Source organism: Streptomyces brevispora (genome assembly GCF_007829885.1).
GTDB classification, from domain to species: domain Bacteria; phylum Actinomycetota; class Actinomycetes; order Streptomycetales; family Streptomycetaceae; genus Streptomyces; species Streptomyces brevispora.
The window spans coordinates 318,511-330,846 of the sequence record NZ_VIWW01000002.1 but is presented as its reverse complement, the minus strand read 5'-3'; the positions used below and the strand labels follow the sequence as shown (position 1 = coordinate 330,846).

The following is a 12,336-nucleotide window of genomic DNA, read 5'->3' as shown; positions in this document are numbered from 1 at the left end:
GGTGCCGGACCGCGGGTGCCAGCAGGTCTTCGGACTCGGGTTCGTACGGTCGGGACGCCTTCCCGGGAACCCTGTGGGTCTCCCAGTGGCCGTGTGCCCCGCCCGTCCCCCTCACCGCTGCGCGTCAGTTCCGGATTCGCACCGGATTCCCTGACTCCACCATGGAGTTCGACTGGCCCAGGCACGCTACCACGAGCCTCTGCGCAGCTCAGCGGCGGTGCGGCCGGTGGAATCGGGCCCGGCCTCGGCCCGTACCACCACCGGCCCGGTCGCTACGGACGCAGAAGCGCGACCACGGCGTTGTGTCCGCCGAATCCGAAGGAGTGGCTGACGGCACGCCGGACGGGCAGCACCAGGGGCTGCTTGGTGACGCACTCGATGTCGAACCCGGGCGCGGGCGCGTCCAGGTTGGCGACCGGCGGGATGATTCCGCGCTGGAGTGTGAGGATCGTCAGCCCCGCCTCGATCGCTCCGGCCGCGCCCATGCAGTGACCCAGCACCCCCTTGGGCGCGGTGACGGGCGGCCGGTGCGGGAAGACCCGGCCGATGAGGGCGGCTTCGGCCGCGTCGTTGCGCGGTGTGGCCGTGCCGTGCGCGTTGATGTGCTCGACGTCCGCGGCCTGCCAGCCCGCGGCGCGCAGCGCGGCCTCGACGGCGGCCTGGGCGAGTCGGCCGTCGGGGTGCGGGCTGGTGGGGTGGTGGGCGTCGGTGGTGGCGCCGGTGCCCGCGAGCAGCGCGCGCGGCTCGGCACCCCGGGCCTCGGCGTCGGCCGCGCGTTCCAGCACCATGACGGCGGCGCCCTCTCCCATGACGAGCCCCGCCCGGTCGGCCGCGAAGGGCCGGCTGAGCCGGGACAGGTCCCGGTCCGCGCGGGCGGCCGCGCCGGATCTGGCGAATCCGGTCATGGCGATCGGGAAGAGGGTCGATTCGGTGGCTCCCGCGATCGCCAGATCGCACTGCCCGGTGACGAGCAGGTCCCGGGCCACGGACAGTGCGGTGATCCCGGACGAACAGGCGGTGCAGGGTGCCAGGCTGGGGCCCGTCGCTCCCATCTCGATCGCGATCTCGGCCGCGGGCATGTTCGGGATGGTGAGCAGGATCCCGGACGGCGAGGTCGCCTCGGGCCCGCGCCGTTCCAGCACCAGTGCCTGATCGGTGAGACCGGCGGAGCCGCCGCTGCTGGTGCCGACGACGACCGCGACCCGGCCGCCGTCCCAGCCGCCCGGGTCGAGTCCCGCGTCGGCCACCGCCTCCCGCGCGGCGAGTACGGCGAATTTGGTGTACCTGCCCATGCGGAAGGCCGTACGGCGGCCGATCGAGGCGTCCAGGTCGATACCGTCGACGGTGCAGGCGAAGTCGATCGCGCACCCTGCGAGCGCGGGGACGGTGCGGGCCGGGCTGACCCCGGCGCACACCCCGTCCCAGGTGGACTCGGTGTCGTTGCCGACCGGGGTGATCATTCCCAGGCCGGTGACGGCGATGGCCGGCATCTTCATCGGGCGGTGCCCACCGGCGCCTCGCTGCCGGCCGACGCCCGGAGGAACTCCGTGAGCCCGGCGAGGCTGGTGTCCCGGTGCAGTGTGCCCGGGTCCAGCTCGACGCCGACGGCCTCCCTCATGACGACGGCGAACTCGGCGACTGCCAGGGAGTCCATGTCCAGGCTCTCCATCGTGGATTCCGGGAGAATCTCGGCCACGGGCACCCTGAAGGTACGGCTGAGTACCTCGGTGATCGTGGGGTGAATCGCGCTCATGGTCTTCCTCTCCATCATGCCCGTCCGGCGGGGATGTCCGGGCGGCGCCTCTCACCACCCCGACGCCGAAGTAACTGAGCAGCGTCCGTCCAGTTACGCCTTGCAGCGAACCGATTCGCCTCCGTGGGTCCGCGGCCCCGTGCACCAACGCGACAACACGGCCGCCGTACCCCAGAAGGCCAGGAGTACGGCACCGCGGCAGAGTCCCTGTGCCGCGTCGGCCACGGCGCGGGCCCGACGGTGCGGCCGGCTCCGGCTCGGCCCTCATCGATCACCCCCGACCGTTACCCGGCGCCCGCCCGTGTGCCAGGAGGCACCCGGGTCGTCGTACGCCTCGGCGTAGCGGGCTCCCGCGATGGGCCAGTCGGCGAGCACTTCCTCCGGCAGCGCGAAGGAGTCGGCGAGGTCCGGAAGGTGGGCCGCGACGGCGGCGACGAGTTGCTCGATGGTCTCCGTCAGGCCCTCGACCTGGTCGGCCGTGAGGTGACCGGCGACGAGCAGGTCCCCGCTGTTGCGTTCGACCCAGCGCAGCGCGAACAGCCGGGCCAGATCGGTCAGCCGCTCGCGGGCAGGCCCCTCGGGCAGGCCCTCGACCGCGTCCGCGTAGGCGTCGGCCGCCTGCCGGCAGGCATGGGCCTCGACTCCTCGCAGCGCGGGCCCTGATCCCGCGTTCCACCGCTTCAGCGGGCCGCCGTGCGGGGCCCGTGCCATGCGGGCGCGGGAGCGGCCGAACTGGATCCGCTCCACCTGGGCCAGGAGCCGGCCGAGGTACCGCAGATCGTCCAGGCCGCCGGCCGGCGCGCCCGCGTCCGCGGTGCCCCCCGCGTCCATCGCCTCAGGCATCGCGGAGATGACCATCTCGGCCGCCGCCTTGGCGTGGATGGCCATGTTGTCGCCCTCGGCGGTGATGGCACCCTCCACCCCGGTGACGAGTTCGGCCATTCCGTTGTTCTCCAGCAGGCCCTGGGCGCCGCACCGTTCCCGGCATTCGACGATCACGGACCGGGCCTGCCAGGTGATCCACCCCTTGGCGATGTCGACCAGCCGCCCGGCCGCCTCGCGCTCCGGCGCCGGCCGGTGCGCCGCCGCCTCCCAGCGGTCGAGGGCCCGTCGGTGCAGGAGGCTCATGGCGAAGACGGTGGCCATGGCCCCGGCGAGGGGGCCGTGATGGCTGCGGTGGGCGATCACCGCCAACGGCGGCAACGCGCGGCCCCCGGAGACATACCGGTGGCCGGAGTAGCGGACCGCGATGGCGAGGGTGGCCCGGGCCGAGCCGACCGCGCTCGCGCTCATGCAGATGCGGCCCGCGGTGACGCGGCCGATGGAAGCGAGGAACCGGCGTCTGTGGCCGGCGGTGCCGCTGCGGAACACCCCGTCGTCGCCGACCCGCCCCTGCTCCCCGCCGAGCAGCGCCTCGCGCCCCACGAATACCTGGTCGAAGGAGGTCAGACAGTGGTCCACGGGGCTGCCCATCCGTGCCGGAAGCCTGCGGATCCGTACCCCGGGCAGGGCCCGGAACGAGTCGGTGAGCGGCACCAGCAGCAGGAAGACGCCGTGGTCTGCTTCCCCGACGATCAGCCGGGCGGCGACGAGGCCCGTCTTGGGGCCGCCGGCCCGGCTGGTGTTGGGCATGAACTTCTGCGCGCCCAGGTGCGGCGTGTGCAGTACGAATCCGTCCCGGGCAGGGTCGTAGGTGGCCGTCGTCTCGACCGCGGCGGCGTCGTTGCCGTGCGCCACCTCCGTACAGAGGAAGGTCCCGATGCGTCGCATCGCCAGGAAGTCCGACAGATCTCGGAGCCGGTCGGCGTCGTGGTCCAGCAAGCTGCCGAGGAAGAGGTTGTAGTGGATTCCCGCGACGGTGGCGAGTGACGGATCCACCGGGGCGAGCCATTCGTGAAGTGCGGCCAGGGCGCGCGGGTCGGCTGCCAGCCTGGCGCCGCTGTCCAGCGCGTTGTTGAGCGTGCGCAGCCGCGCGTGGGCGAGTGCGAGCCTCTCGTCGGGGGTGGGACCTGGCAGGGGGGCCGCCGGCCTGCGAAACGGTTCGGTGGCGATGATGCGCTGCCAGAAGCCGTGCTCCCGGCGGGCGTCCGTGCCGAGGAGCACCGCGGTGAGCCGGTCCGCGACCCGTTCCGTGCCGGTTCCGGTCACAACGGGGCTGTCGATCATTGTGGTCATACGAAAGGAACGATCAGGAATCAGCCAGGACACCCGAAAACAGCAGTCGCGGCTATTCCTTTCCTGTTCAGCGGGGTTCGGCCCGCTGGAAGGCCAGGGCGACATTGTGGCCGCCGAATCCGAAGGAGTGGCTGAGGGCCCGCTCGACGCGCTGGCGGCGGGGCTCCTTGGTCACGCAGTCGAGGCCGGACTCCGCCGGTGGCGCGTCGAGGTTGGCGATCGGCGGGACGAGACCGTGCTCCAGGGTCAGTACGGTGGCCACCGCCTCGATCGCACCGGCCGCCGCGAGGGTGTGCCCGATGACGCCCTTCGGCGCGGTCACCGAGGGCCGGTGCGGGAAGAGCCGGGCGATCAGCGCGGACTCCATGGCGTCGTTCAGCGGGGTGGAGGTGCCATGCGCGTTGATGTGGTCCACGTCGCGGGCGGCCCAGCCCGCCCGGTCCAGTGCCGCCTCGACCGCCCGCTGAGCGCCTCGGCCGGCCGGGTCGGGTGCGGTGGGGTGGTGCGCGTCCGTGGCGGCGCCCGCACCGGCCAGTACAGCCCGCGCCCGCCCGCCGCGGGCCCTGACGTCCCCGGCCCGCTCCAGTACGAGTACGGCGGCGCCCTCGCCCAGCACGAACCCGTCGCGGTCCGCGGCGAACGGCCTCGACGCGGCCGCCGGATCACCGGTGCGCACCGAGAGCGCCCCCATCCCGGCGAACGCGGACACCACCAGCGGGGTCACCACGGACTCCGCCCCGCCCGCCACCACCACATCGCACTGACCGCTCGTCAGCAGGTCGCGGGCGAGGGCGATCGCGGTGGCGCCCGACGCGCATGCGGTGGCCGGGGCCAGACTCGGCCCGTGGGCGCGCAGGTCGATGGCGACCTCCCCGGCGGCCGCGTTCGGCATCATCATCGGCACGAGGAGCGGGGAGACCGCGAGCGGCCCGTCCGCGTCCAGCCTGCGGACGTTGTCGACGAGTACGGAGACCCCGCCCACGCCGACGCCCAGCACGACGCCCACCCGGGCGCCGTCCCAGCGGTCCGGGCGGAGCCCGGCGTCCGCCACGGCCCGGCGCGCGGCGACGAGGGCCATCTTCACGAACCGCGCCATCCGGAACACCGCGCGGCCGCCCACCGCCTCGTCCAGGTCGCCGTCGACCCGGCAGGCGAAGCCGACCGGCAGGCCGGCCAGTTCGTCGCAGTGCCGGGCCATTCCGGCCCCTGCGCAGAGCCCCGCCCAGACCGTTTCCTCGTCGGCGCCCGCCGGGGTCACAAGCCCCAGGCCCGTCACCACAGTTGCTGCCCCGTCCCACGCCATGCCGCGGCCCTCCCGTCGTCGTTCACCCCGCCTTCGTTCGAACGGCGGTGTCCTGGGAGAGGATGCGCCCACTGGGCCGAACGGGTTAATTTCCCGGACGCCGCTCACCGTGCCGCGCTCCGGTGGAGAGGGCCGGGAACTCGGGTCCCGTACGGGTCAGGAGGCGTCCGCGCCCCCGTCCTCGCCGTACCTGCGCTCGAATTTGGCGACCTGTCCCTCGGAGTCGACCACCCGGGCCTTCCCGGTGTAGAAGGGGTGGCTCTCGGCGGAGATCTCCACGTCGATGACGGGGTAGCTCTTCCCGTCGTCCCAGTCGATGGTCTGTTCGCTCGACGCGGTGGACCGGGTCAGAAAGGCGTAGCCCGCGGAACGGTCACGGAAGACGACCGGACCGTAGGAAGGGTGCTTGTCGTTTTGCATTGTCTGCTCCTGGGGACGTGCGGGTACCGGGACGGGACACTCCCGGCCAGCCTCCCGAACCGCGGCGGCCCGCGCGATCGCAGACGTCCGTACGGGGCATCGGCGCACGCAGGCCGCGATGTCACCGAGCGGCTCGGCTACGCCTCCAGCGCGTCGGCCACCAGGGCCAGGAACCGTGCGTGGGCCCGCGCGCTGCACACCGGCTCCGGGTTCCAGGGCACCACCCGCGCGGTGCGTTCGATCGCCGCCCACGCCTCGCTCGTCCGGAGCTCGCCGAGAGGGGTGGCGTTGACCCGGATGTCGGCGAGCACGACGGCGGGGCGCAGCGCCCCGGCCTCCGCCCAGCCGACCGTGGACCAGTTCGCACCGGGGCCTTCGGCCGGTTCCACGAGGTTGACGCCGAGCTCTGCCAGCACCCGCAGTTCGGGCCACATGCGGGGGCGGGCCAGGTGTGCCTGGTGCTGCCCGGCCGGGGACAGGGCGAGGACCCTGGCCCCGGCCGGTCCGGCGGCGAGCGCGCGCAGCCGGTCGCGGGCGGCGTCCAGCTCCCGGGCGGCCGACGTGGGCTCCTCGGCTCCCAGCGAACGGGCCAGCCGGGCGAACCGCTCACCGATCTCCGCGAGGGTGCGCGCCTGGCCCACGTCGATGACGACGACCGGGACGTGCTCCTCCAGGTGCTTGGCGGTCTCCGGGGCGAGGCCGTAGACTTGGCCGCCGCCGTAGCTGACGGCCACCACGAGGTCGGGCTCGCCGCTCAGCAGCGTCTCCACGTCCAAAGCGGCGCCGGCGCCGGCATAGGCGACCTCGGCCAGGGGCAGCGAGCCGGTCTTCGCGGTGTCGGGCACGGCAGGGTCGTCATGGCCCGAGCCGAATACCGCGCTCGGCCGTATCCCGTGGTCCCATAAGGTCGCTCCGGCCTGGACATACGCGAGCACTCGCGTCGGTCGCCGCTCGGCGGACGTCAACTGGCCGCGGTCGTCGGAGAATTGCCACACGCTCTGCTCGTTCACGTCACACGCCTCTCGCCACCGGCCGCTTCGCCCCGTTTCGGGGTCGTACACCACTACCTGCCCAGCGATCCGGCGTGGCACCCCCGGCGCGGCGTCGTTCTACAGGTCCGCCTCGGTGCCGCGCCCCAGGTAGGTGACGGGCCCGGGGTCCGGCACCCGGATCCCGGTGAAGCCGAGCCGGTCGTAGAAGGCTCTCGCCGGGGTGTTGGCGGTGAGCATGGACAGGTGCACCCGCCCCACCCCCTTGGCGCGCAGGGCTGCCAGGAACGTACGCATCAGCGCTCTCCCGTACCCCCTGCGCTGCCATTCGGGGAGCAGATCGATGTGCAGGTGGGCCGGGTGGCCGGCCAGTTCGGGCAGGATCATCCGTTCCGGGTTGTGCAGGAGGGCGATCATCTCGTCGCTGGGACCGCGCGGCGCGCCGTCCGGGCGCGGGTAGCGGTCCTGGACGAGGGGCAGCCAGCGTGTACGGAACTCCGTCACGAACCGCGGTGTGTCCGCCGTCCCGAGGATGTATCCGACCGCCCGGCCCGTACCGTCGTCGATCACGAAGGCCAGACCGGGTTCGAGATAGGTGTACGGAGCGGCGAAGATCGACGGCATCAGCTCCGGGTCCGGGTACAGATGCCGGGAGTCGCCGCCGTTGTCGGCCGTCCGGACGCAGATGTCCGCGAGTGCCGCACGGTCGGCCGGGTGGTACTCGCGGATGCCGGGTCGCAAGGTCATGCCCTCATCCTGACCCTTTTGGGAGCGCTCCCAAAAGGGTCTGGGAAAGAAAGACGTCGAACACGACTGTGTTCCGTGTCGATCCGGGCGGCAGCCGTTCGTATAGAGGGTGAGAGGCCGGCACGACGCCGGCGTCGCACCCGAGGAGGCACACCATGAAGCACTATCTGCTCAGCGTCGTCACACCGGCCGACGGCGTACCGCCCGCTCCCGCGGAGCTGCAACGCATCATGCGCGACGTCGAGGGCTTTCACCGGGAGCTCCAGCAGGCCGGGGCTTGGGTCTTCGACGGCGGGCTGAGTGCGCCGAGCACGGCCACCGTCGTGCGGGCGAAGGACGGCGGCACGGTGCTCACCGACGGGCCGTACATCGAGGGGAAGGAGTACCTCGGCGGGCTCAGCATCATCAAGGCCCCCGATCTGGATGCCGCGCTCGACTGGGGCCGCAAGGCCGCGCTGGCGATCGGGCTCCCCATCGAGGTCCGCCCGTTCGAGGGAGAAGTGGAGGGCTGATGACGGACTCGCCCGGCCGGTCCGCCCCGAGCGGTGGACCGGACGAGCCGGCCGTGCCCGCCCGGGAGATCGAGCGTCTCTTCCGCGCCGAGTACGGCCGCTGCGTTGCCGTGCTCGTCGGCTCCTTCGGTGACATCGACATCGCCGAGGAAGCGGTCCAGGAGGCGTTCACCGCCGCGCTCGACCGGTGGCCGGTGACCGGGCCACCGCCCGCGCCCGCCGGCTGGATCATCACCACCGCGCGTAACCGGGCCATCGACCGGCTGCGCCGTGAGGCCTCGCGCGCCGACCGGCACGCCCAGGCCGCGCTGCTGCGTGCCGGGAGCGAACCGGCCGAGGAGGGCCCCGTGCGCGACGACCGGCTCCGCCTGATATTCACCTGCTGCCATCCCTCCCTCTCCACCGCCGCGCAGATCGCCCTGACCCTGCGGCTGCTCGGCGGCCTGACCACCGCGGAGCTGGCACACGCGTTCCTGGTGCCCGAGCCGACCATGGCGCAGCGGCTGGTGCGGGCGAAGGCCAAGATCCGTGACGCCCGCATCCCCTACCGGGTGCCCTGCGACGCCGATCTGCCCGAGCGGGTGCGCTCGGTGCTCGCCGTGGTGTACCTCGTCTTCAACGAGGGGTACACGGCGAGTTCGGGCGACCGGCTGGTGCGTGAGGAACTCTGCGCGGAGGCCATTCGTCTCGGCCGGCTGCTGACCGCGCTGATGCCCGACGAACCGGAGGCGGTGGGGCTCCTCGCGCTCATGCTGCTCACCGAGTCGCGGCGCCCGGCGCGCTCGGGACCGGGCGGTGAACTGGTGCCGTTGGGTGAGCAGCGGCGCGATCTGTGGGACGGAGCGCTGATCGCCGAGGGGCAGTCGCTCGTCCGGCAGTGCCTGCGGCGGGGCCGGCCGGGTCCGTACCAGATCCAGGCGGCGATCAACGCCGTGCACAGTGACGCGGCGACCGCGTCCGCCACCGACTGGGGCCAGATCCTGCGGCTCTACGACCAGTTGCTCGCCGTCGGGCCGAGCCCGGTGGTGGCGCTGAACCGTGCGGTGGCCGTGGCGGAGGTGGCGGGTCCGGAAGCGGCCCTCGCGCTCGTCGACCGGCTGGGGCTCGACGGCTACCACGTGTTCCATGCCGTGCGGGCCGATCTGCTGCGCAGGCTGGGCCGCACCCGGGAGGCCGCGTCCGCGTACGACGCGGCGGCCGACCGCACGCGGAACACGGCCGAGCGGGACTTCCTGCGGCGCCGCCGCCGGGCGCTGCCCGACGGCTGACCGGGGCCGTCAGCCGTTGACCGCCGTCAGCAGCACCACGGCGTCCTCCAGCGCGAGCAGCCCGTGCCGCTCCTGCGGGATGGGGTGCAGCCGTCCGGGTGCCAGTTCCACATCGCCGGACGCGGCCGTGAGCCGGACCGTGCCGCGCAGCACCTGGAGGGAGGCGGCGGGCGGGGCGTTGTGCTCGTCGAGCGCGGAACCCGAGGTCAGGGCGATGACGGTCTGCCGCAGCGGCTCCTCGTGCAGCAGGAGGTGGGCGCTGCGGCCGTGCGCGGAGGTGCGGGCCGCGGCCAGGTGCTCGTCGGCGAGGGCATTCAGATCATTGGGGACGTCCATATGCTCTACTCTGCCGCAGCCCACGTTCCCCCGCGATCCTGCCCATGGACCCCGCCGGGCCCAGGGGCAGGTGCGTCATCCGTCCGGAGGTCAGGCCCGCAGCCAGACCGCGGTGTCCTGCGGGAGTCCGCCCGCCTCGTCGAGCGGGCCGCTGGCCAGCAGCACCGCGGAGTGGCCGGGCAGCTCGGCCGCCTCTGCGGCCAGGTTGACCACGCAGACGAGTCCGTCGGTCCGGGTGAAGGAAAGCACTCCGGGCGCCGCGTCCAGCCAGGTCAGCCGCCGTATGCCGGGCTCCCCCGCCGTCCCGAATCCCGGTTCGCCGCGACGCAGCCTCAACGCCTCGCGGTACAGGGTGAGCATCGAGTCCGGATCGTCGCTCTGCAGGTCGGCGGCGTACGAGGACCAGTCGGCCGGCTGCGGGAGCCAGGGTTCGGCGGTGGCGCCGAAGCCCGCGTACGGTCCCTGCGCCGACCAGGGCAGTGGCACCCGGCAGCCGTCGCGTCCGGGATCGGCGCCGCCCTTGCGGAAGTGCATCGGGTCCTGGATCCGGTCCAGCGGGATGTCCACCTCCGGGAGGCCGAGTTCCTCGCCCTGGTAGAGGTAGGCCGCGCCGGGCAGGGCCAGCGAGAGCAGGGCGGCGGCGCGGGCGCGGCGGGTGCCCAGGGCCAGGTCCGTCGGTGTGCCGAAGGTCTTCGCGGCGAAGTCGAAGCCGGTCTCGGTGCGGCCGTAGCGGGTGACGGTACGGGTGACGTCGTGGTTGCACAGGACCCAGGTGGCGGGGGCGCCGACCGAGGCGTGCTCGGCGAGCGTGTCGTCGATGGCGGTCCGCAGCAGTGCGGCGTCCCAGGGGCAGGCCAGGAAGTTGAAGTTGAAGGCGGTGTGCAGTTCGTCGGGGCGCAGGTAGCGGGCGAACCGTTCGGTGTCCGGGAGCCAGACCTCGCCGACGAAGACGCCGCCGTACTCGTCGGCGATGGCGCGCCAGGAGCGGTAGATGTCGTGCAGTTCGTCGCGGTCGACGAAGGGGTGCGGGTCGCTGCCCTCGACGAAGTCGGGCAGTGCGGGGTCCTTGGCGAGCAGGGCCGCTGAGTCGATGCGTACGCCCGAGACGCCGCGTTCGAACCAGAAGCGCAGCACCTCCTCGTGTTCCTGGCGGACCGCCGGGTGCGCCCAGTTGAGGTCGGGTTGCTGGGTGGCGAACAGGTGGAGGTACCACTCGCCGTCGTCCAGCCGGGTCCACGGTGTGCCGCCGAATTCGGAGACCCAGTCGTTGGGCGGTGTCGCGCCGTCCGGGCCGCGCCCCTTGCGGAAGTGGAAGAGGTCGCGTTCGGGGCTGCCGGAGCCGGCTTCGAGGGCTGCCCGGAACCAGGCGTGCTGGTCGGAGACGTGGTTGGGCACGATGTCGATGATGGTGCGGATGCCGAGTTCGCGGGCCTCGGCGATCAGTTTCTCCGCCTCCGCCAGGGTGCCGAACGCGGGGTCGATGGCGCGGTAGTCGGCCACGTCGTAGCCGCCGTCGGCGAGCGGCGAGAGGTACCAGGGGGTGAACCAGAGTGCGTCCACGCCGAGTTCGACGAGATAGGGCAGCCTGGCCCGCACTCCCGCGAGGTCGCCGGTGCCGTCACCGTCGCCATCGGCGAAGCTGCGTACATAGATCTGGTAGATGGCTGCGTCGCGCCACCAGTTCGCGGTGACCTCGGACGGACGGTTGGCTGCCACGTGACGTTCCTTTCGGGCAGGTGGTACTCCGCCGCCGGCCCGCATGCGGGGCAGGACGGTCGAGCCGGCGGCGGAGTGCTGAGGGGAGGGCGGCTGTGCGGGGTGTCCCCCGGGCGGGGGCGGGCTCGGGTCCCGGAGGACTCCTAGCCCTTGAGGCCGCCCGCGGTCAGACCGCTCATGATGTTGCGCTGGAACAGGAGGAAGATCAGCAGCGTCGGGATGGACGCGATGGTCAGCGCGGCGATGAGTACGTTCTCCGGTACGCCGCTGGCCAGCGAGTAGATGCCCACGTTCAGGGTCTGCTTGCTCGGGTCGGGCAGGGTGAGCATGGGCCAGAGGAAGTCCTTCCACACCCCGACGACGGCGAAGATGGAGACGACGCCGAGGATCGGCCGGGAGATCGGCAGGACCACGGAGCGCAGGGTGCGCAGGGGCGATGCGCCGTCGATGGCCGCGGCGTCCAGGAGTTCTCTCGGGATGGAGTCGAAGAATCGCTTCAGCAGGAAGATGTTGAAGGCGTTGGTGACGGACGGGAGCCAGATCACCCACGGTGAGTTCAGCAGGTTCCGCTGGAAGATCGGCACGTCCAGGACGGTCAGGTACTGGGGTACGACCAGGACGGTCGCCGGGATCATCAGGGTGGCCAGCATCATGCCGAGGATGACCTTGCCGAACACCGGCCGCAGCTTGGACAGCGAGTAGGCGGCGGCGACGTCGAACACCAACTGGAAGGCGAGCGCGCCGAAGGCGTAGTACAGGGTGTTGAAGAGCAGCCTGGACAGGTCCATCACGGTCCAGGCCCGGCTGTAGTTCTCCGTGTGGATCGAGCTGGGGAAGGCCGTGGGCGGACTCTGCACCACTTCCTGGGTGGCCTTGAGGCCGCCGGTGACCATCCAGTACAGCGGGCCGAGGAAGGCCACCGTGAACAGGAGGATCACCAGGGCGAAGACGATCCAGTAGACGGCCTTGCCGCGGGTTCTGCCGAGCTGGGCCGGCGAGATCAGGGTCCGCTGGCGCCCGAGGTCGGCGGGACGCTGTGCCCTGCGCCGCCCAGCCTTGCGCGCATCGCTCCCTGGCCGGGAGACAAGCGTGTTCGATGCCATGGTCGTGCTCCCGT

General features: G+C 72.5%; 12 protein-coding genes and 1 riboswitch. Of the genes, 2 read left to right on the top strand and 10 right to left on the bottom strand.

Translation table 11 applies throughout. The features are described from left to right. Nucleotides 1–3: 3 nt before the first annotated feature. A riboswitch (cobalamin riboswitch) is annotated at nt 4–192 on the bottom strand. Nucleotides 193–272: 80 nt separating this feature from the next. From FHX80_RS30940 to FHX80_RS30910, 7 genes are all read right to left on the bottom strand, one after another. Beyond that, nucleotides 273–1,496 (bottom strand): beta-ketoacyl-[acyl-carrier-protein] synthase family protein, encoded by a 1,224-nt coding sequence (locus FHX80_RS30940; protein ID WP_145767807.1) that lies wholly within the window; start codon nt 1,494–1,496, stop codon nt 273–275. Continuing rightward, the gene (locus tag FHX80_RS30935; RefSeq protein ID WP_145767806.1) at nt 1,493–1,753 is read right to left on the bottom strand and encodes an acyl carrier protein; all 261 of its coding nucleotides are present in this window, start codon (nt 1,751–1,753) and stop codon (nt 1,493–1,495) included. The genes FHX80_RS30940 and FHX80_RS30935 overlap by 4 nt, the downstream gene beginning before the upstream one ends. Nucleotides 1,754–2,017: 264 nt before the next feature. Further along, nucleotides 2,018–3,928 carry an acyl-CoA dehydrogenase family protein gene (locus FHX80_RS30930; RefSeq protein WP_145767805.1) on the bottom strand — a complete coding sequence of 637 codons (1,911 nt, stop codon included), beginning with the start codon at nt 3,926–3,928 and terminating at the stop codon, nt 2,018–2,020. Between the two features lie 67 nt (nt 3,929–3,995). Beyond that, on the bottom strand, nt 3,996–5,231 hold the full coding sequence (locus tag FHX80_RS30925) for a beta-ketoacyl-[acyl-carrier-protein] synthase family protein (RefSeq protein ID WP_145767804.1): 1,236 nt from the start codon (nt 5,229–5,231) through the stop codon (nt 3,996–3,998). Between the two features lie 156 nt (nt 5,232–5,387). Next, a complete protein-coding gene (locus FHX80_RS30920) occupies nt 5,388–5,651 on the bottom strand; it encodes a type B 50S ribosomal protein L31 (RefSeq protein ID WP_145767803.1) in 264 nt (87 codons plus the stop codon). A gap of 137 nt (nt 5,652–5,788) precedes the next feature. Then, nucleotides 5,789–6,661 (bottom strand): ABC transporter substrate-binding protein, encoded by an 873-nt coding sequence (locus FHX80_RS30915; RefSeq protein ID WP_145767802.1) that lies wholly within the window; start codon nt 6,659–6,661, stop codon nt 5,789–5,791. A gap of 99 nt (nt 6,662–6,760) precedes the next feature. After that, nucleotides 6,761–7,387 (bottom strand): GNAT family N-acetyltransferase, encoded by a 627-nt coding sequence (locus FHX80_RS30910; protein ID WP_145767801.1) that lies wholly within the window; start codon nt 7,385–7,387, stop codon nt 6,761–6,763. A 155-nt stretch (nt 7,388–7,542) separates the two neighbouring features. On the opposite strand from FHX80_RS30910, the gene FHX80_RS30905 reads away from it, so the two are divergent. Both FHX80_RS30905 and FHX80_RS30900 read left to right on the top strand, forming a co-directional pair. Beyond that, the gene (locus FHX80_RS30905; RefSeq protein WP_145767800.1) at nt 7,543–7,899 is read left to right on the top strand and encodes a YciI family protein; all 357 of its coding nucleotides are present in this window, start codon (nt 7,543–7,545) and stop codon (nt 7,897–7,899) included. Then, the gene (locus FHX80_RS30900; protein ID WP_145767799.1) at nt 7,899–9,167 is read left to right on the top strand and encodes an RNA polymerase sigma factor; all 1,269 of its coding nucleotides are present in this window, start codon (nt 7,899–7,901) and stop codon (nt 9,165–9,167) included. Before FHX80_RS30905 ends, FHX80_RS30900 begins: the two co-directional genes overlap by 1 nt. Nucleotides 9,168–9,176: 9 nt before the next feature. On the opposite strand, the gene FHX80_RS30895 is transcribed toward FHX80_RS30900, so the two are convergent. The 3 genes from FHX80_RS30895 to FHX80_RS30885 all read right to left on the bottom strand — a co-directional run bounded on the left by FHX80_RS30895 (nt 9,177) and on the right by FHX80_RS30885 (nt 12,322). Further along, complete coding sequence (locus tag FHX80_RS30895) at nt 9,177–9,503, bottom strand: cupin domain-containing protein (protein ID WP_145767798.1); 327 nt, start codon at nt 9,501–9,503, stop codon at nt 9,177–9,179. Between the two features lie 90 nt (nt 9,504–9,593). Then, complete coding sequence (locus FHX80_RS30890; protein WP_145767797.1) at nt 9,594–11,219, bottom strand: glycoside hydrolase family 13 protein; 1,626 nt, start codon at nt 11,217–11,219, stop codon at nt 9,594–9,596. A 143-nt stretch (nt 11,220–11,362) separates the two neighbouring features. Then, nucleotides 11,363–12,322 carry a carbohydrate ABC transporter permease gene (locus FHX80_RS30885; RefSeq protein ID WP_208764836.1) on the bottom strand — a complete coding sequence of 320 codons (960 nt, stop codon included), beginning with the start codon at nt 12,320–12,322 and terminating at the stop codon, nt 11,363–11,365. Nucleotides 12,323–12,336: the final 14 nt, after the last annotated feature.

Bases quoted from the DNA above. Each gene is read 5' to 3' on its own strand.
- FHX80_RS30940 (WP_145767807.1), bottom strand. From the start codon at position 1,496: ATGAAGATGCCGGCCATCGCCGTCACCGGCCTGGGAATGATCACCCCG.
- FHX80_RS30935 (WP_145767806.1), bottom strand. From the start codon at position 1,753: ATGAGCGCGATTCACCCCACGATCACCGAGGTACTCAGCCGTACCTTC.
- FHX80_RS30930 (WP_145767805.1), bottom strand. From the start codon at position 3,928: ATGACCACAATGATCGACAGCCCCGTTGTGACCGGAACCGGCACGGAA.
- FHX80_RS30925 (WP_145767804.1), bottom strand. From the start codon at position 5,231: ATGGCGTGGGACGGGGCAGCAACTGTGGTGACGGGCCTGGGGCTTGTG.
- FHX80_RS30920 (WP_145767803.1), bottom strand. From the start codon at position 5,651: ATGCAAAACGACAAGCACCCTTCCTACGGTCCGGTCGTCTTCCGTGAC.
- FHX80_RS30910 (WP_145767801.1), bottom strand. From the start codon at position 7,387: ATGACCTTGCGACCCGGCATCCGCGAGTACCACCCGGCCGACCGTGCG.
- FHX80_RS30905 (WP_145767800.1), top strand. From the start codon at position 7,543: ATGAAGCACTATCTGCTCAGCGTCGTCACACCGGCCGACGGCGTACCG.
- FHX80_RS30900 (WP_145767799.1), top strand. From the start codon at position 7,899: ATGACGGACTCGCCCGGCCGGTCCGCCCCGAGCGGTGGACCGGACGAG.
- FHX80_RS30895 (WP_145767798.1), bottom strand. From the start codon at position 9,503: ATGGACGTCCCCAATGATCTGAATGCCCTCGCCGACGAGCACCTGGCC.
- FHX80_RS30885 (WP_208764836.1), bottom strand. From the start codon at position 12,322: ATGGCATCGAACACGCTTGTCTCCCGGCCAGGGAGCGATGCGCGCAAG.